We start from the raw sequence: 23,075 nt of genomic DNA, 5'->3' as shown, positions 1-23,075 counted from the left end.
AGTACCGAGCACGAGGACCGAGGACGATGGCCGTAGACGACACCACAGACGTCACCCGCACCGACCGCACCGCCGAGCGCGTCCTGGGCTCGCCCGTTCCCCGTCGCGAGGGCCGCGCCAAGGTCACCGGCACCGCGCGGTACGCCGCCGAACACACCCCGCCCGACTGCGCGTACGGCTGGCCGGTGGCCGCGGCCGTGCCGCACGGCAGCGTCACCCGTATCGACGACACCGACGCCGTGGCGCTGCCCGGCGCGCTCGCCGTCCTCACCCACGAGAACGCGCCCCGGCTCGGCGAACCCGACGATCCCACCATCCACCTGCTCCAGTCCCCGCGGGTGCCGCACCGCGGCTGGTACGTGGCGCTGGCCATCGGCGAGACGCCTGAGGTGGCACGCGAGATGGCGCGGGCGCTCCGCGTCAGCTACGACGAGGAGCCGTACGACGTGCTCGTACGCGCCGACCACCCGGAGCTCTACCAGCCGGAGCAGGCCAACGGCGGCTTTCCGGGCGCCCGCGAGAAGGGCGACTTCGACGCGGAGTACGCCGCCGCACCGCACCGCTTCGACCTCACCTACACCCTCGGCCCGCTGCACAACCACCCCATGGAGCCGCACGCCGCCACCGCCGTATGGGAGGGCGGGCATCTGATCGCCTACGACTCCAGCCAGGGCGCCACCCTGGTGAGCGAGACGCTGGCCGAGATGTTCGGGCTCGACCCGCGGCAGGTCACCGTCGTCGCCGAGCACATCGGCGGCGGCTTCGGCTCCAAGGGCACCCCGCGCGCCCCGGTGGTGCTCGCCGCGATGGGCGCCAAGCACACCGGACGCGCCGTCAAGGTCGTGCTGCCCCGCCGAGAGCTGCCCTTCGTGGTGGGCCACCGCGCCCCCACCGTCCAGCGGCTGCGCCTCGGTGCCCGCGAGGACGGCACGCTCGCCGCACTCGGCCACGAGATCGTCACCCACACCTCCACCGTCAGCGAGTTCGTGGAGCAGGCCGCCGTACCCTCCCGCGTCATGTACGGCGCCGACGGCAGCCGCACCGGGCACAGCGTCGTCGCGCTGAACGTCCCCACCCCCTCCTGGATGCGGGCCCCCGGCGAAGCACCGGGCATGTACGCGCTCGAATGCGCCATGGACGAGGTGGCCACGGCGCTCGGCATCGACCCGATCGAACTGCGGCTGCGCAACATCCCCGACCGCGAGCCCGACAGCGGCAGGCCGTTCAGCAGCCACCATCTCGCCGACTGTCTGCGGGAAGGCGCCCGCCGCTTCGGCTGGGAGCGCCGCGACCCAAGCCCCGGCACCCGGCGCGACGGCGATCTGCTGCTGGGCACCGGTGTGGCCGCCTCCACCTATCCGGCGTACGTCGCCCCGTCCACCGCATCGGTCCAGGCGCTGGGTGACGGCGCCGGGCCCGCCTACCACGTGCGGATCAACGCCACCGACATCGGCACCGGAGCCCGCACCGTCCTCGCCCAGATCGCCGCCGACGAGCTCGGTGTCCCGCTGGACGCCGTCCGGATCGACGTCGGCAGCAGCGATCTGCCCACGGCCCCGCTGGCCGGCGGCTCCTCGGGCACCGCATCGTGGGGCTGGGCCGTGCACAAGGCCTGCCGCGAGTTGCGGGAGTCGGACGGCAGCATCGTCACCGTCGACACCACCAGCGACGTCCAGGCGCAGGAGGACTACGCGCGGCACGCCTTCGGCGCCGTCTTCGCGGAGGTCTCCGTGGACGCGGTGACCAGCGAGGTACGGGTACGCCGGCTGCTCGGCGTCTTCGCCGCGGGCCGGATCCTCAACGCCCGTACGGCCCGTTCGCAGTTCATCGGCGGGATGACGATGGGTCTCGGCATGGCGCTGACCGAGCACAGCACGCTGGACGCCCGGCTGGGCGGCTTCGTGGAGAAGGACCTGGCCGGCTACCACGTCCCCGCCCACGCGGACGTCCCCGACATCGACGCGCACTGGGTCGAGGACCACGACCCGCACCTCAACCCGGTCGGCGGCAAGGGCATCGGCGAGATCGGCATCGTCGGCACCCCGGCCGCCATCGCCAACGCCGTCCACCACGCCACCGGCCGCCGCTACCGCGAACTCCCCCTCACCCCGGACCGGGTGGGCACGGTGGGGTGAGGGGCTGCTGGACGTGAGCGGAATCGGGCTGCTTACTTCCCGGCAGCCAAGGTGCTCACCTGCTCGTGCGACGTGAGGAACGGGGCCGTGGTATTGACCCGCGAGTACCCCTGGGCGAAACCGTCATCGGAATACAGTTCCGACCAGCTGTCCGACACCTTGACGCCGTGCTTGTCCGAGATGTGCTGGAGGATCTTCTCGTTCTGCTGAACGTCCCTGCGGGCCATTTCGTCGTAGATCTTGCCCGCTGCGTCCGCCTTCTCGATGGTCTCGTCGCGCTTGAGGTATTCGCGGTCGAAGTCGTTGGCCCACGCGCTTTCGGCACTGCCGATGAGGCTTGAGACGACCACGGCCGAAACAGGATTGCCGGAGAACCTCTCCATCGCGGAAACGCCGTACACGATGGTGCCGAAAGCGCCGTTGCCCCACATGCGGCCACTCAGAGTCGCACTGTCGAACTCCTTGGCTTCCCGGACCGCGGGCCCGATGATTGCCTCCTGCCGCCCGATGGCCATGGTCCCCGACACCTCACCCGAGGTCCTGAGGATCTCCTCGACCGTCTGATCCCTGCTGGAGTTGTACCTCTCGTTCGCGGGGAGATCGCCGGCGAGATGATGCTCCAGCACCTGGCCGGTATAGGTCTTCTGCCCGTAGTTCAGCGCCGCGTTCGCGTCGGGATCCTGACCGACCTGGACGAGGAAGCGCGTTGCCTCGGCGTGATCCATCTCGGCCTGATGCCCCTGCATCGGGAAGAGCTTGTCGCCGTTGCTTCCGTCCTTGATCGCGCGGAAGATGTCGGGCGTGTACTCGGCCGCCGCTTTGCCGATGTATTCGTGCATGCCCGGCTTGAGCGCGAAATCATCCTCGACGTTCGCGGTCTTGTTGATGATCCGGCTCATCAACTCGGCCTGGTCCTTGGTGTGCGGGGGAACATCCTTCGGCATCGGCTCATCGAAGGGGTGCCCGGTGGTGGCTGACGCCATGGCGTGGGAGAGCGCCTGCACTCCGCCCTTGACGTCCTTGAGCTTGCCCTCGTCGGCGACCTCGCCGTCCTCCGGCCAGTCACGCTTCGAGGTGAGGTAGTCGAAGTTCTTCTCGTCCTTGAGGAACTCGGTGGACGCCTCCGGATTGTGCCCCAGGGCCTCCATGAATCCGGTGACGGGATCCTCGCCCGCGTCGTTCTTCGGGCCGAAGTTGAGAAAGGCGGAGTCGGACAGGCCGCCGCTGATCCACTTGCTCGTCGGATCGTTCGTCGGGCCGTTCATGGCCGCTTCTTTGTCCTTGGCCAGAAGTTTGTCGCCGTAATCGTGGAGGAAGTCCTTGTCCCACTTCCCGGTGCGCATCAGATTGCTGAGCACCTGGGCGTTGTAGGGCCCCTTGTCCGCGTACGGCCTGCCCTTCGCGTCCTCGGCGTTGATGCGGTCCATGCTGATGTCCAGCACGTCCTTCTTCCACTCCGTCATACGGGGTGAGTCGGAGTTGCTGGCCAGTCCCAGTACGGCCCCGAGGTTGTCCTGGAGCGCCGCCAGCCGCTGGGTCTCCGCCTTGCTGCGCTCCACCCTGACCGAGCCCGCCGCGCCGTTCTGCTTGTACTCCGGCTTGGCCATGTTGTACCAGAAGTCGAGCGTGCCCTTGGGGCCCATTCCGAGAGTGAACTTCTCGGCGAAATCCGGGTTGTTGGCATTCTTGGCGAGGATGCCGTTGAGCTTGGAGAGCTCTTTCTGACTCATTTCGTTGCCCTCGTCCTTGGCCAGGTTGAGGGCGGTCTTGACATCTGCCTTGGTTTCCTTGTCGACGTCCGCCAGGTGTCCGTAGACGTTGTCGTTGAAGCCCTTGCCCGCCGGGTTGAGCAACAGGGCGGTCTTGAGATCGTGGTCGGCGTCGCTCGCCTTTTTGATGGCTTTTTTGATGCGGTCGTTGTACGCAGCGATCGACACATCGAACTCAGGCTTGTGCTTCGCCCTGGTGCGGGGGTCGACGTCGTCCGGCGGGTCGTATTCGACCGTGCCCGTCTTCTCGTTCAGCTTCAGCCAGCTCTTCCCGCCGCCCTTCGGCTCGGTCAGTGCCGTCTCGATTGCCTCGAGCTCCTTCTTGGCGGCCTCGATGTCGGCGAGCGCCTCGGACATGACCGTGCCGACCTTGTGCGCCTGCCTGGATGCCTCCAGCACCTGTTCCTGGACGCCCGTGAACGATTTGAACGCCGCGTTCTTCGCGTCGCCGTGCCATCCCGAGTGGGGGGTGCTCAGCGGTTTGGAGACGGTGCGGTCGAAAGTCCTGTGGACCTCTCGGAACTCCTTGGGGAGTTTGGCCCATTCGCGCACCGCCTCGCGCAGCGGCGTCAGATTGACGTGGCGGACCGTCGTGTAGTCGAGAGTGTGCTCGCTCATCGCCCGGCCTCACTCCAGGAATTCGGCTCGAACGTCGGTGTCGACGTTGGCGCCGACGTCGGCGGGTAGGGGCCGTACAGCGGCTTCTGCGTCGCGTTCGGGTACAGGGGATTCTGCGGTGTGGTCAGGTCCGGACCCCCCGGGCGGTACATGGGCTGCTTCGGGTAGAGGAGATCGTTGAGCGACGGCTTGCTTTCCTTCTCACGCCGCTCGCGTGCGATCTTCTCCACCTGCTCCTTCGTCCACGCGTCGGTCGACTTGAAGTTGTCGGCGGCCTTGTCGAGCGCCTTGGCCACGCTCGCGTACCTCTTCTTCAGGTACGCCATCTGGTCGCGCCACATCTGCTGGAACTCCTTGAACGCCTCGTCGCTGACGAAGCCCTTCATGGAGCCGGGGACTTGTTCCGTCTCCCGCATGGCAGCGTTGTCAACCTTCTGAAAGGAGGTGCTGAGCACCTCTCTGACCGTCTTCGCGTGGCCGCGAAGCACGTCATCGCTGACTTGGATCCACTTTCCGTCACTCTTCCCCCCGCCCTGGTCGCTGCCCTTGCCCCCGGCACCGTTCAACTGCATCGAAGTCGACTGTTCGGCTCGTGCGTTGGCTACCAGACCTGCCCATTCCTGTGCGAACGACATGAATCCCCGCTCTCGTCGGTGAACACTCCGACCTCCATTGAACGTACAAGAAAACTCGATGTGCGTCTCCCGGAGATCTTGTGAAAAACGGAAACTTGACTCATCCGGGACAGGGCCCACCGACGTCGGCCGACCCGGGCATCCGGGCACCCGGGCAACCGGGCGCGGCCGGGGCGGAAAAATCGGATGCCGTCCGCCCGGGGATGGGCCAACATGCCCCTATGCCCGACCAGATGACCGCCCTGGTGATCGAGTGAGCTCCGGGGCACCGGGCGCCCGCTACTACCGCGTCGACTGCGAGAACGGCATAACCGTCGACGACCCCTCCGAGGACTCGCTCCACATGCTGATCGGTGACCTCGACGGGGACGACAACACCTTCCTGGTCCTCCAGCCGGACGCCGGGTCAGGCTCCTGGTTCGCCACGGTCGCCGTGCTGGAGGACGGCGGTTTCGACGTCGTACGGCGCGATCCGGAGCGCCACGAGCACGAGGTCACGACCGAGACGAGCGTCGCCCGTATCGCCCACGAGCTGACGGTCTGGGCCGCCCGCCGCGTCCGCCCGTCAGCGCGTGTGTGATCCGGAGACCGAGCCGGCGCCCGCACCGGCGCGTTCCCCGACCGCCAGCCGTACCGCCTCCAGCGCGCTGGCGAACGAGACCTCACTCAGCACGCCGGGCGCCGCCACCTGGTCGCCGACGAGATAGCGGCCCTCCCCGCGGTCGATGGCGGGGCGGTCGCGCCAGCTGGTGCCCGGCACATCCACCGCGCCCGTCCGGCCGTCCGCCGTCGCCTCCGTACGCCATACGACCCGCTGCCGCCACCCCGGAAAGCCCAGGTCGAGCAGGCGCTCCGCGCGGGCCGGCGCGGCGGACCTGGACTCGTCTGGGGCCAGCGGGAACTGGGCCTGGAGCAGCGACTGCCCGGCCGGTGCCAGCGAGGCGTCGGTCGCCGTGAACCGCTCGATCCACCCCGGCGCGTCCAGATCGGAGACGATGAACGCGTCACCCGTACGGGCTTCCAGCGCCAGATCCAGCAGCGCCGTACGCCCACTGGGCCAGCTCAGCGGGGACGACTCCCGGCCGGACGCCGGAGCGGGGTCGTCCAGCAGCGCACGGGCCGCCGCCAGTGAGGTGGCGACCACGACCGGTCCGCGCCGGGCCGCCTCCCCGAGCGCGTCGGCGTCCACCCGCGCCCCCAACTCGACCCGTACGCCCATCTCCTGAGCCCGTACGGCCATCCGCTCCACCAGGGACGCCCAGCCGCCGCGCGGATAGTGCGCCTCGGGCGGCAGCTTCGTGGCCCGCCGCACCCGCTCGTGCGTGAACGCCGCCGAGAGTTCGCCCGGCGCGTGGTGGAAGGTGGCGACGGCGGCGAAGTTCGCTGCCGCCCGCGCCGTCTCCTCCCCCAGCTGCGCGGTCGCCCACTCCAGGTAGGGCATCTCGACGGGGGCGCCGCGCCTGCGCCGCAGTCGCAGCAGTCCGGCCGGCGGGGTGCTGCGCAGCGTGCCGCCGTGGTGGAAGCGCACCCGCAGCCCCTCCCTGACCGGGACGCGGGCCATCGGCGGCAGCAGCCCGCGCTGCTTGAGCCACCGCCAGTGCGGCCCACCGTTGTAGAGCGCGTGCGGGCCCTCGTTGGTCCGGTACGGCCCGTCAGCGGTGCGTGCCCGCCCGCCGAGCGTTTCGCGGGCCTCGTACAGCGTGACGGCGGCACCTGCCTCGGCGGCGGCCAGCGCGGCGGTCAACCCGCCGAATCCGCCACCGACGACGGTGAGGTGAGTGGCCTGAGCCTGCGCCATGGGAGCCTCCAGCTTCCGGGACGGATCGTCTGCTCCCTCTCGGACGGACGGGAGGGCTCGGAATGTGACATCGCCGGTTCCCGCGGCCCTGACCTGCTGAAGTCGAGTTGAAGTTGATACGTCGGCTCTCCCGGGCGCGCCCGGCCCGGGTGCGGCGTACCCCGGGCGCTCTTACGCTGGCCGAGTCCACAAGCACCGGCAGCGAGGTGCGTTGATCATGCCTGAGCTCCCCGACGTAGAGGGCTTCCGGCGGGTGCTGGCCGACTGTGCGCAGGGCCGGATGATCGAGCGGGTCGAGGTACGGGACGCGGGCGTACTGCACGGCGTCAGCGCGCGCCGGCTCGGCAGCGAACTGGAGGGCCGGAAGTTCACCGAGCCGGAGCGGCACGGCAAGTGGCTCCTCGCGCACACCGGCGGCCCCACCCTGCTGCTGCACTTCGGCATGACGGGCCGGCTCGTCTGCGCGGCTGCCGACGACGAGCCGCACCCCCACGACCGCGTACTGTTCACCCTCGTGGACCGGCGCCAGCTCCGCTACCGTGACCAGCGCAAACTCAAGGGCCTCTGGCTCGCGGACGACCCCCAGGCGGCCAAGCTCCTCGACGACCAGGGCCCCGACGCGCAGACCGTCTCCCGCGCCGACTTCGACGCCGCCCTCACCGGCCGCCGCGGCCGCCTCAAGGCCGCCCTCACCGACCAGTCCCTCGTCGCCGGGCTGGGCAATCTGCTGGCCGACGAGATCCTGTGGCAGTCCCGGCTGCACCCCTCGCGCCCCACCGGCTCCCTCACCGACGACGAACGAGCCACCCTCTACCGGACGATGCGCAGCGTGCTGCGTACTTCCGTACGCGCCGAGTGCGTCCCGCCCCGCGACAACTGGCTGACCGGCCACCGCGACGATCCGGGCCCGGCCCCCTGCCCCCGCTGCGGCACCCGACTGCGCTCATCGCGTATCGCCGGCCGCACGACCCTATGGTGCCCCAACTGCCAACCGGAGTCGGCCTCGTAAATCGCCGTGGAGCTGCGGCCCGGCTGCCGCTCCGAACCGCTCCGCGGCACAATCACGGAAGTGACGGCATAGCCCTCAAGGCCTAAGAGAAGTACCTCTTTCGCCTGAAGCGGCGGATCTCGGACCGCCGTTTCACCCTAATAGTCGTAAGAATCAGCTGCATGAGCAGCGACAGCAGTCCCGGGCCGAAAGAGAACGCTGACACCGAGAACAACGGAACAACCCCGGCGGGGGAACACGGCCCATGGGAACTTCGCCAGGTCCTCCTCGCGCGTACCAACGAACTCCAAGCTCTCCTCGAGGACCGGTGGCGTACGCACGACAAGGCCCAGAAGGACCTGCTCGACAAGGCGAGGGACGAGCTGAGCAGCGCCCGCAGCGTGCTGACCCACGACCACAAGAGAAAGCGGTCCGCGTCGCATGTCGCGGTGGGGCAGATTCACGTCGACACCGCGCACAATCTGTTGCTGCGCCTTTCCGACCCGAAAGAAATCGTGTCGATGATGCCGGGAGTGCTGGCGTCGGTACGCGAGGCGCTGCCCCCCGACGACCCCCGGCGCATCGCCGTCGAGAGAATCGCCAGATCCCCCACGAAAATCACCGATGCCGAGCGGGAGTCGATCCTGGACGCGGTGAGCGTGGCCCGGCATGTCCGCATCCAGAAGACGCTACGTGTCCGCAGTTTCGTGAACATCGTGCGCTGGGTCGCGGGCGGCCTGGCCGTCGGAATGGTGCTGGTGGCCCTCCTGGGCTGGTTCTTCGACGACACCGTCCCGCTGTGCTTCTCGCCCGACCGGGCCTCGGGCGCCGACGAATACCACGTCGTCTGCCCGACAGGGTCGTCCCCCAACGCCCGGTCACAGCACGTCGATACGAGCCTCGCGGCAACAACGGCCCCCGCTGACTACTTCACCGTCGAATTCGTGGGACTGGTGGCCGCCGGAATCGCGGCAGCCGCAACCATCAGGCGAATCGGCGGCACCGCGGAACCGTACAACGTGCCCTTCGCACTTGCCCTGTTGAAGCTGCCCATGGGCGCACTGACCGCCGTACTCGGCATTCTGCTGATGCGCGGAGGATTCGTCCCCGGCCTGACCGCCCTGGACTCCTCAGCGCAGATCATCTCCTGGGCCATCATCTTCGGCTACGCCCAGCAGATCTTCACCCGGCTCGTCGACACCCAGGCCCGGAACGTCCTCGCCGCCGCCAGCGGCTCATCGACCCCCACCCGCCCACCGCCGAAACCCCCGGCGCAGGCGGACTGACCCGAAGCCGCCCACCCCGACGGTCAGGGTTTCGGAGCCGGACCGGCTGACGGAGCCGAAGCCGGCCGGATGAGGCGTCCGTCGACGTCTCGGCCGAGCAGCCGCGTCATCGCCTCGGCGGCCCGTACGGCGGCGTCACCGCAGCAGTTGTTGAACAGAACGTGCAGCTGTTCGACCCGCTCGGCGAGGTCACGCAGCCGGGGCAGCCACTCGGCGAGTTCGGCCTCGCTGTACGCGTACCGGAACCGCTCCTCCTTGCTCCCGGTCCGCCAAGCGGCGCTGCGCCCGTGGAACCGTACGAGCGACAGCCGCGGAGAAGTGACGCAGGCGACGGGTGGTATCGAGGACGGGAGCGTCTGCGCCATGTCGACGGCAACGGCGGCCATGCCGTACCGCGCGAGCAGCGCACCCGTCGCCTCGGCCTGCCCCTCCTGCCACCACCCGGGATGCCGGAACTCGACGGCGACGGGCCACCCCTCCGTCCGCCGGGCGGTCTCCGCCAGCCAGGCCTCCGCCCGCGCCCCGGGCCGCAACCACGGCGGGAACTGGAACAGCACGCTCCCCAGCCGCCCGGCCCGCCGCAGCGGCCCGATTCCGGCCGCGAACCGTGCCCACACCTCGTCCAGCACCCCCGGGTCCCGGGCATCGGCCGGTAACCCGTCCGGCATCACCGCACTCCGCGTGGGATGGCCCGTGAGCAGCGAGAACGCCTTCACATCGAAGACGAACCCGGTCGTCGTCCGCTCCACCCACAGTCGGCTGTTCCGCTCGCCGGGCAGCGCGTAGTACCCGGCGTCGACCTCCACGACCGGAAACCGCTCGGCATAGTGCCGCAAACGCCCCTCGGCGTCCCGCCGCCCCACCGGATACCAACCACTCCGCACCAGCATCGGGTCGGTCCACGAGCATGTGCCCACCAGGATCTCGCCCATGCCGCGCGGTTACCCATCGGACCCGCGCCCAGACGGACATTCCGCGTTTGCTCGCCGCCGGTTCGGTGTCGTAGGGGGCGGTGTTACGGGAGCACTTCGGGCTTGTCCGCGGGAAGTTGATGGGACCGGGTCCGATAGCGGCTGCGGAATTCGGCCAGCAGCTCGTCGGTCGCCTCGGCTCCGGCGCTTACGGCAGCGTGGACGTCTCGGAAATAGTTCTCGTAGCCGGCGGGCGTGTAGAGGCACAGTGCCCGTGCGGGCACCGAGCCCGCATTGCGGAAGCCGTGCGGTGTGCCGCGAGTGGCGGCGAGCAGATGCCCGGGCCCGACGGTCACCTCACCGTCCCCGTTGTGCAGCGTCAACTCCCCCTCGAGCACGTAGAAGTACTCGTCATGTCCCTCGTGCACATGTGGCCTGGCACCGATGGTGCCGGACGCCAGACTGAACTCCTCGAACGCGAAGTGCCCACCCGTGTGCTCACCGGTCAGCCGGAAAAAGTGCGCCACACCGGCGACATCTATGAGTTCACCGTCCTGCGGACGGCGCAGCAACGGACGGTCATGGGCGTCGGCCTGGTCATCGGTCATGGCCACATTGTGCTCCAGCCCGCCATCGGACGGCCTACGGCCCTTGGCGGGATTTCACGACCATCTCCAACCGGCCTTTCGCAACGCCTCGGCTCGCTGAATACCCGCTTCTCTTCTCGTGGCCGTCTCTGCCGGGTTCCAGTAGCGATCCGTCGCCGTGGTCTGGCCGGGGTGTCTTCGGTAAAGAATGCTCGGCTCCGCGATGAACTCACCGGGCGCGACAGCCTCCGCAGCCAGCAGTAGCGCTATCCCTTCGGCTCCGGTCAGCGCCTGCCAACCGCCGAGCGCGAGTACCAGAGGACGGTGCGCTGCGAACGTAGTCGCCTGTACGGACAGCCGACGTTCCACCGCCACTTCGTTGAAAAACCTGCCAGGCTCGACCGGGCCGCCCTCGGGATCATGCGGCCCCGGTGATGTGCTGCCGTCTTGATGGAGGTCAAGGCATGCGGATACACACCACGGAACTCGTTCCAGCGTCTCGATGTCACGTTCCAGCGCCCCTGGCAACAACACATCATCGGCATCCAGAGTCCGGATCAATTCGCCGGTCGCGCGCGCGAGTCCGTGCGTTCGTGCCACTGCCGCACGTGCCGGCAGCCCGGATTCGATCGAAATCCTGGGGTCCTCGGGAAGGACATCGGCGATGATTCCGGTGTAGTCATCCTCTTGGACGCACCACTGCCATTTCCAGTCTCCCGGAAGCTTCTGCTGCCGCAGGGATTGGTAAGTCTCCCCGAGGAATTGGTGACCACCATTGGACACACAGGTGATCACGCTGATCGTTGGCATGAGGCGCTTCCTCTCCAAAGGCCTGCGATGTGGCCATAATCGATCATCGTAGCCGGTCTGAGACACATGTCCCGTGTGCTGGTGGCCTGTTGGCGTAGCCGCGAAGGACGGGGCCGACACAGGGCCCCGAGAGGAGAGGGGAGCAACGGAGCCACGTGCGGCCCCGTTGCTTGCTCAGGCTTCAGCCCGCTCGGCGGTGGGGGCGGCGCTCACCGACCGGTCGGTATGGCGGTCAAGCGCCCCCCGCGAAGCTTGGGCAGTCTGCTCCCCCAAGCTCTTCGAGCAGGGGGTACCCCCAGGGCGCAGGGTGGGCAAGCGCAGCCCTCGATGCCGGGTACGCAAGCGCCACCGGACACACCCAAGGCGCCGCCTCCACGCGGAGAACGCCTACACCGGTGCGGCTCTCACAGGAGGAGCGTGCGCTGCACCAGGCGTCACCGCCTCACTGCTTACCGGTGCCGACGGGATCGACCTCCACCTTCTGGCCGGCACCGGCCTGGACAGGAATGTCGAAGCTGACGGAGAGGCTCTTGGAGTGCGTCTCATCGGGCGGGGTAACAAGGATGCTGCTGACGTGCACCCCGGTGCCACCGGTGTTGTTCGGCGGGTAGTGCAGGGTAAAGCGGGTCGCCTCACCGGACTTGAGGGTGACGGCCCGGGCGGCGAGGTTGCTGCGCTTGGCGCTGAGGCCCTTGGAGGCGTCCTGGAACATGAGGTCGACGCCGGGAAAGCCCTTGAGCGAGCAGGCATCGCCACCGGTGTTCTCCATGCTGACGATGAGGTCGCCCTCGGCCATCCCGTGGGAGGTGCTGAAGTCGAGGTTGGCCGTCTTGCAGGGGCCGGTGGAGATCTGCCCGCCTCCGCTGCCGGGGGCGGACTCATCGGCGTTCGAGTTGTCGCTGGTGTTCGCGACGCTCTTCTCGGATGCGCCACCGCCGGAGGTCCCGGCCGAGGACGAGGAGTCGGAACCGGAGCCGTTCGAGTTCGCGGCGGAGTCCTCTTTGCCCTGGCAGGCGGTGAGCGAGAGCCCCGCGGCGAGGGCCAGGGCGGCGAGGGTGAGCTTGCGAGCGCGCATGGTTTCTTCCCTTTGCGTTCGGTGCCGCCTTGCGCGGCACGAGTGAGCATTTGCTGATCACTCCGATCCACGCGGCCCCGGAAATGTTCACGCCCGACCACCCCCTCTTACACGCCTGTGACAAACGACCAGCCCTCACGCGCGCTGCCACCCCCGGCACACCCGGGCCCCGCACCACCGTTCACCCCGGAAAATGGGCCCGAAAGCTATATGGAGCGCCGCGTCGATACCCGCGCTGCCGCTCATCCGGACCGCCTTCCTCCACTGCCCTCACCACGGCCCCCCAAGGCCGACGACCGCTGGGGCAGATCCGTAACCGACCAGCCGTCGAACACAGCAGGCGCCGCCTTGGCCTCCTCAGCCACACCCTCGTCCGCCGAGCCGGACAACGGGCGATGACGGCCAGCGACGACGACGCATCACGAACCGGCCCGCACTCCACGCCTCCCGCCCGCACGCAGGAGACGGAAGGCGCCTCCCGGCGCACGAACCGGGCCAGCGGTACGAGGCCCATATCCCAACCTGACCGACGCCCCGCGTACTGCCCCTCGCCGGTACCGCCTCACCAAGCAGTCCGTCGTCTTGAGCAACGCCCGCCCCTCCCGCGGAAGCGACTTCGCAGCTGCTTAGGCGTCACGTAGCGCGGGCGGAAGAGATGCGACGCGCGATACGAACAACGGGGTGACGTGGATCACCTGGAATCCCGTGAACAACCCGCCGCCCGGCGCCATCACACAGACCGTAACGACCAGTGGCCCGGCCGGGGGAACCCTGCGCAAGCGGGCGGCCGGGCCGCATCTCGTATCCAGGGGGACCTTTCATGAAGACCATTCGCCACACTGCCCGTACCGCAGGCCTCATCGCTGTCGCTGCCGCCGCCACGTTCTCGCTGACCGCCTGCCAGGACGACGGCGGCAAGGACAACGACGCCGGCTCCTCGCCCTCCGCCGGAGCATCGAAGAACCCCGAGGCGAAGAACTCGGGTTCGACCGGCAACGGCGGCAACGATGGCAACAGGGCCGGCGGCGGCACCAGCCCGCAGACAGAGGCCACAACCGCGGGCGCCAACACCTCCACCTGCACCGTCGGCAAGGTCTCCATCCGGCTCCAGCACACCGGCGGCAGCGCGCCGGTCATCCTGCTGAAGGCCACCAACAACGGCAGCACCCGCTGCGACCTGTACGGACACCCCTTCGTCGGCTACCCGAACGCCCAGGCCCCGATCCAGACCGGCGGCGGCAAGCCCCAGTCCGTGATCTCCCTCCAGCCGGGCAGGTCCGCCTACGCCGCGCTCAGCCTGGAGAAGGGCAACGGCGGCAACATGCACCGCGAAAAGCAGCTCACCGTCCAACTGGCCGACCGCAGCCTGCATGCCACCGGCGCCACCGCCAAGGTCAACGCCCCCACCGGCGCCGGCCTCGCCCTCAGCGACAACTCCACCGTCACCTACTGGAAAAACACCCTCGAAGAAGCAATGCAGTAACCCGCACCACCCCGCAAGGAGTGCACCCCGCAAGGGGTGCCTCCCCCCAGACAGACCACTGGGCACACCCCCCACACCACGAACCTCGACCCCTTCGTGCGACGGATGTCCCTTACAGAGCCGTGAACCACCCGCTGCCGCGCACCGTAAAGAGAGCCAAGCGCTAATGGCAGACGTAGCCAAGCATGAGTGGCAGGTGTGCCGACCAGCACCTTCAGGGAGGCCAATCCGATGCCGATCGACGAACTGAGCGGCACCGTCCAGTACGCGATGGACCTCCTGTGCATCTTCGCCTTCGCGCTCTCAGGAGCGTTCCTCGCGGTACGCAAGGACTTCGACATCTTCGGCACGGTCATCCTCAGTCAGGCGGCGGGCCTGGGCGGTGGCCTCTTCCGGGACCTGGTCCTCGGGGTCACTCCCGTCGCCTTCACCGATCTCGGCTACTTCTTCACCCCCTGCGCCACCGCGGCAGTCGTGTACTTCGGCCACCACCTGCGCCACGACGGCGAAGTACACGAGGGCAGGCTGTTCGACATCTCTGACGCGGCGGCGCTCGGACTCTTCAGCGTCACCGGCACGATCAAAGCTCTCGACCACGGCTTCATCATTCCGGCCGCAGTCACGCTCGGCAGCGCCAGTGCCCTCGGCGGCGGCGTGTTGGCGCACCTCCTCGCACTCGAACAGCCGGCGCTCCTCCGCTGGAACCGCGACCTGTACGCGCTGCCCGCCCTAGTCGGCGCAACCTCGACCGCCCTGCTGCACTACACCGGACTGCTGAACGTCAGCACCGCCATCGGCGCCACCCTCTTCGCCTTCGGACTACGACTCCTCGCCCTCCGCTACAACTGGCGCACCCCACGCTCGCACTTCTGGCGCAACCCCTTCGCCGGCCTGCGGCAACAGCCACCACCGACAAACACGACCACCGCAACCATGGAAGCCGACACGATCACCCTGCCACGCCTCCACACGAGCGCATCCACCCACCGCCAGGACACCCGCCCACCCCTACCCCGAATCCCAGACCCCCGCCTCCTCCTCCACCACCCCACCCGACACCGACCAGACCGGAAAGTGGAACGGGCAACGGAACCGAACCCCAACTCCGAGCTTGGAAAACAACTGCGCTTACGGAGTTGAGGGGCTGGCTGACCTGCGAGAAACGCCCTGATTCGGAGCGTACGGCGAGGGCCTGTTGAGCCCTGGTGACCGGCCTGGAGGGCACAGACGGGACATGGCAGCGAGGAGACGGCCCGACAACCCCGGATGCCGCGCGGCATGGGGGGGCTCGGCAACTTTCGAATGTGGAGTGGAAGTTGTCATTGCTGCTGCAAGTGGTGTCTCGCCCTGACAGGCTGAGGGCCGTGACGTACGCGGTGACGGTGGACGCGCAGATACCGAGTGGCGCGCCAGAGATGGATGAGCTGCATCGGGTCGGCGCCGGCGCTCTTCTGGAACAGGGCTTCGGGGCGGCTGAGTCGGTCGAGGGCCCGGATGGTGTGGAGGTGTGGGTCGAGGACACCTTCGTGGGCGTTTATCCCGGAGGGGCACTGCTGAAAGTGTTCGTGGATGCGCCGGCGCTGGAGTTCGCCGAGCAGGCGGTCCGCATCCTGGCGGAGGAAGTCCTTGAGCGTTCGGAGCTGTTGACCGACTGGACGGTGGAGCGGTGCGAGGTCGAACTCCACCCCGAGCTTGCCAAGGAGAGTCTGGAGGCGGCGGACGGCCCGGACGGGCCGCCGTCGGATGTGGCCTCCCGACGGGCCAAGCTGGCCGAGCCGGCCGCCGGAACCACTGTCGACCCGGCCCGTGTGGCTGCCGATTCGAAGGCGGCGGAAGCCCGGATGCGTGCGCTGTCCGCGCGGCTGCGGTCTTTCGGGCCGGGGATGTTCGGGGCCGTCGACGAGGACGACGAGCCAGAGTTCGCTGACTCCGCAGTGTCCCCTGAGGACGCGGAGCTGGCGGCCGGAGCGGTGGTCTGGGCGACCGACGTGCTCCTGGACGAACTGTTCCAGGACGCCTTCTCACTGGCAGAGGAGAAGACGAACGTCGCAGAGTGTGACCAGCCGCTATGGCTGCTGGACGACCTGCCGCCGCGCTATGCCCTGCAGTACGACGCCCGCTTCGCACGCCGATTCCTGGTGACTGCCGTCGCCCTCACCACTCGCTTCACCGAGGGCAGTTTCCAGCAACTGAGCTGTGTCGCTGAGGAACTGGCACTGCGACTCCTCCTGACCACCGCCGAGGTGACCTTGGAGACGTTCGAGCTGCTCACCGACGGGGTCTCGGCAGCGCTGGAGTGCTTCGCCGACCTCGTCTACGAGGACATGGACCACGAGTGGCTGTACGACGACTCGAAGGACGGCATCGACGAGAGCCCGGTGGGTGCGCACCTCGGCGTTGCCCCCATGGACCTCGCGAGCTGGTTCAAGCCGTTCAATGCTGACCGGTACGTCCACCCGTACGCGGCAGATGAACCCGCGGACGCGCAGGGTGGAGGTACCGACCCTTGATGCCGCAGGCCAGTTCGCCGCGCCTGAGTTCCCATTGGTTCGTCCCGACGGCTGGCCCGGCCGGGGGGGGTGCCGCGTTCTCTGGGCGCGCAACGCAAGGTAGGGGAGCGGGTATGAATCAGGGGGACAGCTCCTGGTCATCTAGGTGAAGTCGACTGGGCATGCCCCTCAACCGCTCCCGGACAGAGGCGTGTTCGGCGTAAACGATGCGTCGCATCGTGCCCGCGCGACGGGGTGGCTCCCCACCAACTGCGGTCCAAAGCTCGGCTTCCGTCAGCTCTCGCCTAGCGCTGTTCCGGCGGGCGTGGGGGCCAGACCTGTGTCCGACCTGACGACGCTGGTGGAGGTAGGCGGCCCGGTGGCTGCACTGGGTGGCGGGGCTGCCTACCTCCGGGCTGGGCACCCGGCCGCGTACTGGTCGGCGGTGGGCATGCCTGCCTCGGCCCTCCGGCTGGTGGGCTCGTACGGGTCGGTGATGGACTCGTGCGGGCTGAGGGTGCGGCCCTCCCGTCTACGGGCGCTGGCCGTACGGGTCACGATGCGGCGGAGGCGCGGCCGGGTCCGCCTCGGCGGGGGAGGCTCCGGCCGACTTCGGCGGGCCTTCGGCTGCGACTTCGCCTGGCGCCGGGGCAGGAGCCCGCCGATGTCGCCGCGTCCGCTGAGCGGCTGCAGCATGTGTCGGGCGTGCACGCCGTCTACGTCGAACCGGTCAAGCCCGGGGTGGTCGAGCTGCGGCTCGCGGCTTCGATGTGCCGCGGCGCGTACGGATGCCGCGTAAGGCAGGCGGCGGGTTCCTGTGGGTACCGGTCGCCGTGCGGGAGGAAGCGACCGCGTTCGTACGGGACTTCCTCCCACCCCGCATGAGCTGGCGCTCGGCGCCACCCTGTCGGGCAAGTCGATGTACCTGCGGCACCTGATCACCGGGCTCGCCGGTCAGCTCATCTCCTGGTCGTGTAGGTCGAGGGCCATGGACAGCATGGACTCGTCGGTGACGCCCGCGCCGACTCGGCGTTTGTTGGCTTCACCGGTAGACGAGCCCACACCCTGCCGAGTCGGACGCTGATGTTCTGGCCGGGATCGGCTGACCGGCGAAGCCGAGGCTCTCGCGATCCGCGTTGTCAGCGGCTGCGCCTGCCGGGTGACGGCGGACGTTGCGGAGATGTATTGCTGCTTCGCGAATTGTTCGGCTCAGCGGAATTGCCGGACTGATCCCTCTGTCGGCCACGAGAGGGCGAGCGGTCCTGTTCCAGCGCGGCGTAACGGGCCACTTCACCGTTCCCGCCAGTAGCAGCGCGATAACCGGGAGGCTGCGCCCCGCGACCTTGCTGAGGCATGTTGTTCGGATCATTCCCGGCGTTCTGGACATAAGGGGGGAGCTGATTCCCCTGAACACGGGGCACGAATCCCGCTTCTTGGAGTACTGCCCGTTCGTGCGGCCCCACGGCAGGACCTGGCAGCATAGGAGCCCGCCCGGGATCCTCTATCGTCTCGAGTATCTCGCGCATCGTCGCGAGCGTCTCCGGTCCCATCGGGCCCGCCGCTAGCTCTCGCAGCCTTGCCCATGGATCAGCGTCGCGGTTCGCGGCGTCGGGCTGGCGTATCCGATCCGCATCTTGCTGGTCATTACTGTTTTCTCCGGTAGGCACGAGTCCTCCGTTAGCCGTCGATCGTGAACCTGTCCAGGGACTACTGGGCCACTACGCACCATCGAGCCTTGCGGTTCAAATGGGACGGCGGGCCGGGGCAGTAGGCAGGTGGGTTGCCGGTGTGGTTCGGTACGACGCGCGCCTCCAGGCAGGCGCGCCGGGGCGGTCGGGGTGCACTCTCCGCCGTATCGGGATGCCGTCGCAGGCGAGAGGCTCGGACGGACACTGTCCTGTTCATCGAGGGCCATGCCTGTGCGAGGACGGCGAGGACGGCGAGGACCGGGGTGAACTGATGCCGTTCTTCTCGCCGTAGGTCAACTCATGCTTTCTGGCTGCCTTCGCCCGCCCGTGGCGGAGGCACTGGGCGTAGCACTCCGTCTCGCTGCGAGCAGTGAGAAGCGTCAGTTGACGCTGGACAGCCGCGGCGGCCCGCCGATCGACTCGTCCATGAGCGCGCGCCCTGGTCGAGGGACCGCTGGACGCCCTTGCGGCTGAACACGGCGAGCTGAAGAGCGAGGCTGTAGAGGGCCATGGTGTGGATGCGATCGCGGACCTCGATCGTGCCCATGACCTCCTGCATCTTCACTTCACCGCGGGCCAGGCGCCGGGCGGCGGGGGTGACGGCGAACTCGTGCTCGGCCGGCGCGAAGCGGTCCACCGCGTCGACCTCACGCACCACGGCCGCCGGGTTGCAGGGCCGTCCGGCGTCGTTGAGTACCTGGCGAGTGTCGTTGTACCTCGTGATGAGCACACCTCCGGCGTACTCCAGCTTGTCCGCCTCCAGATGCGCGAGGTGCTCGACGACTCCTGCGCGGTCCGGACGAATGGTGAACGGCACCTGGTGCCTTCTCCCGAAGACGAGACCTTGCCGTAGCGGGCAGGGACGGCAAGTAGCGAGGATGCCGTCATGATCGCTGATCTGGACCTCGTTCGTCTCCGCTCGGCCTACTCGGTACCTGTGGTGTTCGGTGCGGGCGCGGCCATCGGTGTTCTGGGCGGGATGATCGGGTTGGGCGGCGCGGAGTTCCGGCTGCCGCTGCTGATCAGCCTCTTCGGGTTCGCCGCGCTGTCGGCAGTCGTTTGAACAAGGCGATGAGCCTGGTCGTGGTCCTGGTCGCGCTGCCTGCGCGGCTGACGGCGGTACCGGCCGCCGAGGTGGCCGCACGCTGGCCGGTCGCGGTCAACCTGCTGGCCGGGGGCCTGGGCCGGAGCGACCTGGGCGGTGCGCATGCGCAGCGCCACCCTCTACAAGGTGCTGGCGGCGCTGATGGTGCTCATGGCGACCGCCCTGGTGATCACACACACCACCACCCTGGGGACGGTGGCGCTGCCGCTGTGGGCCCAGGTGCCCTGCGGTGTCGTGGCCGGGTTCGGCATCGGGGTGGTCGCGGCGATCATGGGTGTGGCCGGGGGCGAGCTGCTGATTCCGACGATCGTGCTGCTGTTCGGGGTGGACATCAAGACCGCGGGAAGCCTTTCGCTGCTGGTATCACTCCGACGATGCTGGTGGCGTTCGCCCGCTACAGCCGTGATGGCAGCTTCGCGGTCCTCGGCGCCAACCTCCGCTTCACCCTGGTCATGGCCGTCGGCTCCGTCGCCGGCGCGATGCTGGGCGGGCTGCTCCTGGGCGTGTCCCCGGACCTTGTGCTCATCCCCGCGTTGGCCGCAATCCTGCTCGTCTCCGCCATCAAGCTCGCCCGTCACAACTGACGTTGCCGAGACGACTCGGAGATCCGCCTCTCCGGGACCTCCAGAAACTCAACACTCAAACGGCATGGCCGCCGGGGTCCGACCGGCTCGCCTTCTGAGGCCCGTGTGCCCAGCCTCCCGCTCTGCGTCGGACCGCCGGCACGCCTCGTGCCGCGGCAGACCCGCAAATGACAAGAGCTCCAAGTAAGAGCTGGGCTTGTGGAAGCGAATTCGCGGCCCTGCAACGCCAAGTGGCGCAGGCCACAGGGAGGGCCACAGCAGGTCTACACAACCAACAAGACCCAGGTCTCTGACCTGGGTCTTCATCATGGAGCGGGCGACGGGAATCGAACCCGCGCTCTGAGCTTGGGAATCACGGGGCGGGTGGGGGCAGTTGGGTGGCTGAGCTGGGTAAATGTCGCTTCGTCGGTTGCCGATGGTGGGCGCGTGACAACCGGCATTGACCGCGGTTCACCGCTCGTTCTGGTGCGCATCTGGTGCGCTGTCGTGCAGCCCCGCGCCAGTGCGGATCTCTTCGTCCCGAACTACGGGCGGGGCGGTTGGTGAGGTCAACTGGAGCGGCCGACTGGCTTTACAGGGCGGGTAGCGGTTTAAGACAGGCGGAGTGGTTGCTGTACTTCACTACTGTACGGGCGCGCGCTCTCCGAGGCCGGTACCTGGTATCTGGGAGGCCACGACCGCCCCGTCGGCGTTCCTACGCGATCACGGTCAGCAGTCAGTCAGGTGAGCGACATGGGGGCTTTGTGCCTATCCTTCAGAGATGGATGCCGGGGACTTGATTGGCGCTGTCACGGGTGGGCTCGGTGTGATCACCGGTGTGGTTGGGCTCGTGTACTCGGCGAAGGCCAACACGAAGTCCAATACGGCGAACACGAAGGCGGAGGCCGCGAACGGCCTCGCGCGCGAGGCAAACCGGCTCGCCGAAGAGGCGAACACGATGACGCGAGGCCAGGTCGAGCGGGAGACCGAACGACACGACGTGATTTGGGGCGGAGAGTGGGCCGGACCCGGCCGGTACATCGTGACGAATCAAAGCACTCAGTACACCGCGTACAAGGTGCACGTGCGCGTCACGGTCGACGACGAAGTCCAGGATGGACACGAGGAGCAGGTCGGCCCCGGCGAGTCAATCGAGCTGTCGTTCCCCCGTGCAGCTAGGCGACTGGTGGAGGAGCGTCGGGAACTACGGGAGCAGCGTGAGCGTGCTGCGCGTAGTACCTGGCCGCGGGCCTCGCCTCTCGACAACTTCTTCGGGTACTCGCACTGGATTGAGGAGCGCGCGACGTGGGAGACGGACCTCGGGGCGCCCCGGGTGTGGGAGCCCAAGGGCAATGGGCTATGCGCGTTGGGTGAGTTGGAGTGATTGCCGGACTGGAGGCAGTCACGGGCCGCAGCGTGGCCCGGTTGTCAGCCTCCGCCAGTGGCTCTCCGCTTCACGCGTGCGTGATCGAGAACGACCTCTGAACTGCTGAGGGCCCTACCCGAATTGAGCTTACGACCTCGCTGCTCGGCAACACCTTCAGACCACCGCCGAGCGCTCTCTCTTGTCAGAGGCACCTGCGAAGCTTGGCGGACAAGTCGTCAGCGGTAAGGGAGGCATAGTGGCGGAGTCCGACGAGCACAAGTTTCTTTCAGCCAAGACCCTTGAACTCTTGGCGCAACTTTCCCAAACGGGACTTTACGGGTTCAAAGAGGCAGAGCGGAAGAAATTCGACTTCACTTGCGACTTGGTGCGCGATTGGTCTCGGCTAGTCAGCGGGCAGACCCTCTGGAAACACGCGGAGGGGATCGACAAAGATCTCAGAATCTTGCTGGCCGACGAGGAATCTAAAGTCACTCTCTACGTCGCCAGAGATACCGTTAAGAATCGCAGTACTGTTCACGAAATCATCACCGACGCCAAAAAAACTCCCATGCGGGATCGCCTTCAGCGTCTTCGCACCATCTGGATTCCACAGGATTTCGACTCGGACAAGGAAGAGCACAGAGAAACCGTGAATCAAGTGCTCAAAGAGCGCTTGTCCAAGGATCTACTAATCTCGATAATTCTTGGCGGTTTTTCTTCCAAGGATTTTGACCCGGTGGGCAGTCAAAGCGGAATCCCGGGCCTCAACCTAGCCATCATTGAATCAATCGCCAGGAAGGGCTTTTTCAACATGCCTGATCTGGCGAAGCGCATCTCGGTTTCGGCTACTACAGTTCGCAATCGAGTTCACGTGTTGGCCGCCTCGGGACTCCTGGCTCAGCCGAGCCCTGTGGCCAGCATGTATGAGGCGTCGACCAAGGGAAAGGTGGCGCTTGATATCTGCCGCTCCCTGGCACTGGCGACAGTGAGGCCCGAAAATGGCCTCACTTCCGAGTTTCTCTACATTCTCGAAATTCTCGGTATTCAGTACGCGAATGAATCAATTTCAGATGAATGGATGCTAGGGGAGCCGGATCGCCCGCCGTTCACGGCTCCATCTCCTCAGGAGCGATTTAAACGGCTCGTACTGCAGGCCCTATACGCCACCGAGAACTTTGGGGTGGAATGGGCAGAGCCTTTTTTCGATAGCACTGCGACTATGACTTCCTGAAGGAGTGACTGAGTTTCTTTTGTGCGTGAAAGCTGGGGCTCTCCGATCGGGCTGGGTCTGCCGATATGCGTGCTGCGAGAGGGCGAAGGTTCGGGGCAGAAATGCCATAGCTGCCGAAGGGGTGCACCTCTGGTACCTCAAGTGGGGAAAGTCAGCCACGATGGCGGGGCAGACGTCTGAGCACCTGCGCGTGTGCCCCCCTCCACCACCCACCGGCATCAGCCACGCTTCCCGGCTTTGAGCTTTGACCCGCAGACGCCTCCGCTCTGCCCCGGCCGACCACTTGTCGATGGCGGGACCGGCCCGCAGACCGCGACGAGACCTGGGCGCCGCCTCACGGGCCTTATCGGCGCGTTTGGTCCGGTGGTACAGGGCTGATCGGCTTCGTGCGCTTGGTCGTGCGTGCTGGTGTGGGCCCGCTGGTCGGCTGAGTCGTGCGGGCCGAGGTGATCTGGAGCTTTACGGGCCATACGGGTTGCTGTTCGGTTCTGCGCGCTGAGCGGTCCGGGGTCGGCGCGGAGCGGGGCGGAGACAGGAG

The 23,075-nt window shown here is 67.7% G+C and carries 19 protein-coding genes and 2 pseudogenes; 13 read left to right on the top strand and 8 right to left on the bottom strand.

The window, feature by feature from the left end:
* Positions 1–26: 26 nt before the first annotated feature.
* Positions 27–2,135 (top strand): xanthine dehydrogenase family protein molybdopterin-binding subunit, encoded by a 2,109-nt coding sequence (locus tag ACQEU8_RS17405; RefSeq protein ID WP_433101565.1) that lies wholly within the window; start codon positions 27–29, stop codon positions 2,133–2,135.
* Positions 2,136–2,167: 32 nt separating this feature from the next.
* Here the strand turns inward: ACQEU8_RS17405 and ACQEU8_RS17400 are convergent, their stop codons facing one another.
* Both ACQEU8_RS17400 and ACQEU8_RS17395 read right to left on the bottom strand, forming a co-directional pair.
* Complete coding sequence (locus tag ACQEU8_RS17400) at positions 2,168–4,522, bottom strand: hypothetical protein (RefSeq protein ID WP_433101563.1); 2,355 nt, start codon at positions 4,520–4,522, stop codon at positions 2,168–2,170.
* On the bottom strand, positions 4,519–5,094 hold the full coding sequence (locus tag ACQEU8_RS17395) for a WXG100 family type VII secretion target (protein WP_433101561.1): 576 nt from the start codon (positions 5,092–5,094) through the stop codon (positions 4,519–4,521). The genes ACQEU8_RS17400 and ACQEU8_RS17395 overlap by 4 nt, the downstream gene beginning before the upstream one ends.
* 316 nt (positions 5,095–5,410) lie before the next feature.
* Here ACQEU8_RS17395 and ACQEU8_RS17390 point away from each other — a divergent pair, with 316 nt between their 5' ends.
* Entirely contained in the window at positions 5,411–5,737 is a 327-nt protein-coding gene (locus tag ACQEU8_RS17390) for a hypothetical protein (RefSeq protein ID WP_433101559.1), read from the top strand.
* Here ACQEU8_RS17390 and ACQEU8_RS17385 read toward each other — a convergent pair.
* The gene (locus ACQEU8_RS17385) at positions 5,723–6,955 is read right to left on the bottom strand and encodes an NAD(P)-binding protein (RefSeq protein ID WP_433101557.1); all 1,233 of its coding nucleotides are present in this window, start codon (positions 6,953–6,955) and stop codon (positions 5,723–5,725) included. The genes ACQEU8_RS17390 and ACQEU8_RS17385 overlap by 15 nt on opposite strands.
* 217 nt (positions 6,956–7,172) lie before the next feature.
* Here ACQEU8_RS17385 and ACQEU8_RS17380 point away from each other — a divergent pair, with 217 nt between their 5' ends.
* Positions 7,173–7,964 (top strand): Fpg/Nei family DNA glycosylase, encoded by a 792-nt coding sequence (locus ACQEU8_RS17380; protein WP_433101555.1) that lies wholly within the window; start codon positions 7,173–7,175, stop codon positions 7,962–7,964.
* A 161-nt stretch (positions 7,965–8,125) separates the two neighbouring features.
* A complete protein-coding gene (locus ACQEU8_RS17375) occupies positions 8,126–9,229 on the top strand; it encodes a hypothetical protein (protein WP_433101553.1) in 1,104 nt (367 codons plus the stop codon).
* A 23-nt stretch (positions 9,230–9,252) separates the two neighbouring features.
* Here ACQEU8_RS17375 and ACQEU8_RS17370 read toward each other — a convergent pair whose 3' ends face one another.
* The 4 genes from ACQEU8_RS17370 to ACQEU8_RS17355 all read right to left on the bottom strand — a co-directional run bounded on the left by ACQEU8_RS17370 (position 9,253) and on the right by ACQEU8_RS17355 (position 12,612).
* Positions 9,253–10,161 carry a DUF72 domain-containing protein gene (locus ACQEU8_RS17370; RefSeq protein ID WP_433101551.1) on the bottom strand — a complete coding sequence of 303 codons (909 nt, stop codon included), beginning with the start codon at positions 10,159–10,161 and terminating at the stop codon, positions 9,253–9,255.
* Positions 10,162–10,244: 83 nt separating this feature from the next.
* Complete coding sequence (locus tag ACQEU8_RS17365) at positions 10,245–10,748, bottom strand: cupin domain-containing protein (RefSeq protein ID WP_433101549.1); 504 nt, start codon at positions 10,746–10,748, stop codon at positions 10,245–10,247.
* 54 nt (positions 10,749–10,802) lie between these two features.
* Complete coding sequence (locus ACQEU8_RS17360; protein ID WP_433101547.1) at positions 10,803–11,537, bottom strand: glycosyltransferase; 735 nt, start codon at positions 11,535–11,537, stop codon at positions 10,803–10,805.
* Positions 11,538–11,979: 442 nt separating this feature from the next.
* Complete coding sequence (locus ACQEU8_RS17355) at positions 11,980–12,612, bottom strand: DUF4232 domain-containing protein (protein WP_433101545.1); 633 nt, start codon at positions 12,610–12,612, stop codon at positions 11,980–11,982.
* Positions 12,613–13,432: 820 nt separating this feature from the next.
* On the opposite strand from ACQEU8_RS17355, the gene ACQEU8_RS17350 reads away from it, so the two are divergent.
* The 4 genes and pseudogenes from ACQEU8_RS17350 to ACQEU8_RS17335 form a co-directional block, all read left to right on the top strand.
* Positions 13,433–14,095 carry a DUF4232 domain-containing protein gene (locus ACQEU8_RS17350; protein WP_433101543.1) on the top strand — a complete coding sequence of 221 codons (663 nt, stop codon included), beginning with the start codon at positions 13,433–13,435 and terminating at the stop codon, positions 14,093–14,095.
* A gap of 231 nt (positions 14,096–14,326) precedes the next feature.
* Positions 14,327–15,235 carry a trimeric intracellular cation channel family protein gene (locus tag ACQEU8_RS17345; protein WP_433101541.1) on the top strand — a complete coding sequence of 303 codons (909 nt, stop codon included), beginning with the start codon at positions 14,327–14,329 and terminating at the stop codon, positions 15,233–15,235.
* Positions 15,236–15,459: 224 nt separating this feature from the next.
* A complete protein-coding gene (locus ACQEU8_RS17340; protein WP_433101539.1) occupies positions 15,460–16,605 on the top strand; it encodes a hypothetical protein in 1,146 nt (381 codons plus the stop codon).
* A gap of 319 nt (positions 16,606–16,924) precedes the next feature.
* Positions 16,925–17,551, top strand: a pseudogene (locus ACQEU8_RS17335) (FtsK/SpoIIIE domain-containing protein); the annotation flags it as partial.
* A 1,019-nt stretch (positions 17,552–18,570) separates the two neighbouring features.
* Here the strand turns inward: ACQEU8_RS17335 and ACQEU8_RS17330 are convergent.
* On the bottom strand, positions 18,571–19,089 hold the full coding sequence (locus tag ACQEU8_RS17330) for a hypothetical protein (RefSeq protein ID WP_433101537.1): 519 nt from the start codon (positions 19,087–19,089) through the stop codon (positions 18,571–18,573).
* A gap of 69 nt (positions 19,090–19,158) precedes the next feature.
* On the opposite strand from ACQEU8_RS17330, the gene ACQEU8_RS17325 reads away from it, so the two are divergent.
* The 5 genes and pseudogenes from ACQEU8_RS17325 to ACQEU8_RS17305 all read left to right on the top strand — a co-directional run bounded on the left by ACQEU8_RS17325 (position 19,159) and on the right by ACQEU8_RS17305 (position 22,537).
* Positions 19,159–19,335, top strand: coding sequence for a hypothetical protein (locus ACQEU8_RS17325; RefSeq protein ID WP_433101535.1), 177 nt, complete (start codon positions 19,159–19,161; stop codon positions 19,333–19,335).
* A gap of 126 nt (positions 19,336–19,461) precedes the next feature.
* Positions 19,462–19,683, top strand: a pseudogene (locus tag ACQEU8_RS17320) (sulfite exporter TauE/SafE family protein); the annotation flags it as partial.
* 68 nt (positions 19,684–19,751) lie between these two features.
* Positions 19,752–19,961: a hypothetical protein gene (locus ACQEU8_RS17315; protein ID WP_433101533.1), complete on the top strand. Its 210-nt coding sequence runs from the start codon at positions 19,752–19,754 to the stop codon at positions 19,959–19,961.
* A gap of 760 nt (positions 19,962–20,721) precedes the next feature.
* On the top strand, positions 20,722–21,324 hold the full coding sequence (locus ACQEU8_RS17310; RefSeq protein ID WP_433101531.1) for a hypothetical protein: 603 nt from the start codon (positions 20,722–20,724) through the stop codon (positions 21,322–21,324).
* 238 nt (positions 21,325–21,562) lie between these two features.
* Entirely contained in the window at positions 21,563–22,537 is a 975-nt protein-coding gene (locus ACQEU8_RS17305; RefSeq protein WP_433101529.1) for a hypothetical protein, read from the top strand.
* Positions 22,538–23,075 lie beyond the last annotated feature (538 nt).

The sequence above is a fragment of the Streptomyces sp. CA-250714 genome (assembly GCF_050936705.1).
GTDB lineage: Bacteria > Actinomycetota > Actinomycetes > Streptomycetales > Streptomycetaceae > Streptomyces.
The sequence above is the reverse complement of the archived record's forward strand: the minus strand, read 5'-3'. Positions and strand labels throughout refer to the sequence as shown.

Excerpts from the sequence above, each read along its gene's own strand:
- ACQEU8_RS17405 (WP_433101565.1), top strand. The coding sequence starts at position 27 with ATGGCCGTAGACGACACCACAGACGTCACCCGCACCGACCGCACCGCC.
- ACQEU8_RS17400 (WP_433101563.1), bottom strand. The coding sequence starts at position 4,522 with ATGAGCGAGCACACTCTCGACTACACGACGGTCCGCCACGTCAATCTG.
- ACQEU8_RS17395 (WP_433101561.1), bottom strand. The coding sequence starts at position 5,094 with ATGCAGTTGAACGGTGCCGGGGGCAAGGGCAGCGACCAGGGCGGGGGG.
- ACQEU8_RS17385 (WP_433101557.1), bottom strand. The coding sequence starts at position 6,955 with ATGGCGCAGGCTCAGGCCACTCACCTCACCGTCGTCGGTGGCGGATTC.
- ACQEU8_RS17380 (WP_433101555.1), top strand. The coding sequence starts at position 7,173 with ATGCCTGAGCTCCCCGACGTAGAGGGCTTCCGGCGGGTGCTGGCCGAC.
- ACQEU8_RS17375 (WP_433101553.1), top strand. The coding sequence starts at position 8,126 with ATGAGCAGCGACAGCAGTCCCGGGCCGAAAGAGAACGCTGACACCGAG.
- ACQEU8_RS17370 (WP_433101551.1), bottom strand. The coding sequence starts at position 10,161 with ATGGGCGAGATCCTGGTGGGCACATGCTCGTGGACCGACCCGATGCTG.
- ACQEU8_RS17365 (WP_433101549.1), bottom strand. The coding sequence starts at position 10,748 with ATGACCGATGACCAGGCCGACGCCCATGACCGTCCGTTGCTGCGCCGT.
- ACQEU8_RS17360 (WP_433101547.1), bottom strand. The coding sequence starts at position 11,537 with ATGCCAACGATCAGCGTGATCACCTGTGTGTCCAATGGTGGTCACCAA.
- ACQEU8_RS17355 (WP_433101545.1), bottom strand. The coding sequence starts at position 12,612 with ATGCGCGCTCGCAAGCTCACCCTCGCCGCCCTGGCCCTCGCCGCGGGG.
- ACQEU8_RS17350 (WP_433101543.1), top strand. The coding sequence starts at position 13,433 with ATGAAGACCATTCGCCACACTGCCCGTACCGCAGGCCTCATCGCTGTC.
- ACQEU8_RS17345 (WP_433101541.1), top strand. The coding sequence starts at position 14,327 with ATGCCGATCGACGAACTGAGCGGCACCGTCCAGTACGCGATGGACCTC.
- ACQEU8_RS17325 (WP_433101535.1), top strand. The coding sequence starts at position 19,159 with ATGATCGCTGATCTGGACCTCGTTCGTCTCCGCTCGGCCTACTCGGTA.
- ACQEU8_RS17315 (WP_433101533.1), top strand. The coding sequence starts at position 19,752 with ATGCTGGTGGCGTTCGCCCGCTACAGCCGTGATGGCAGCTTCGCGGTC.
- ACQEU8_RS17310 (WP_433101531.1), top strand. The coding sequence starts at position 20,722 with ATGGATGCCGGGGACTTGATTGGCGCTGTCACGGGTGGGCTCGGTGTG.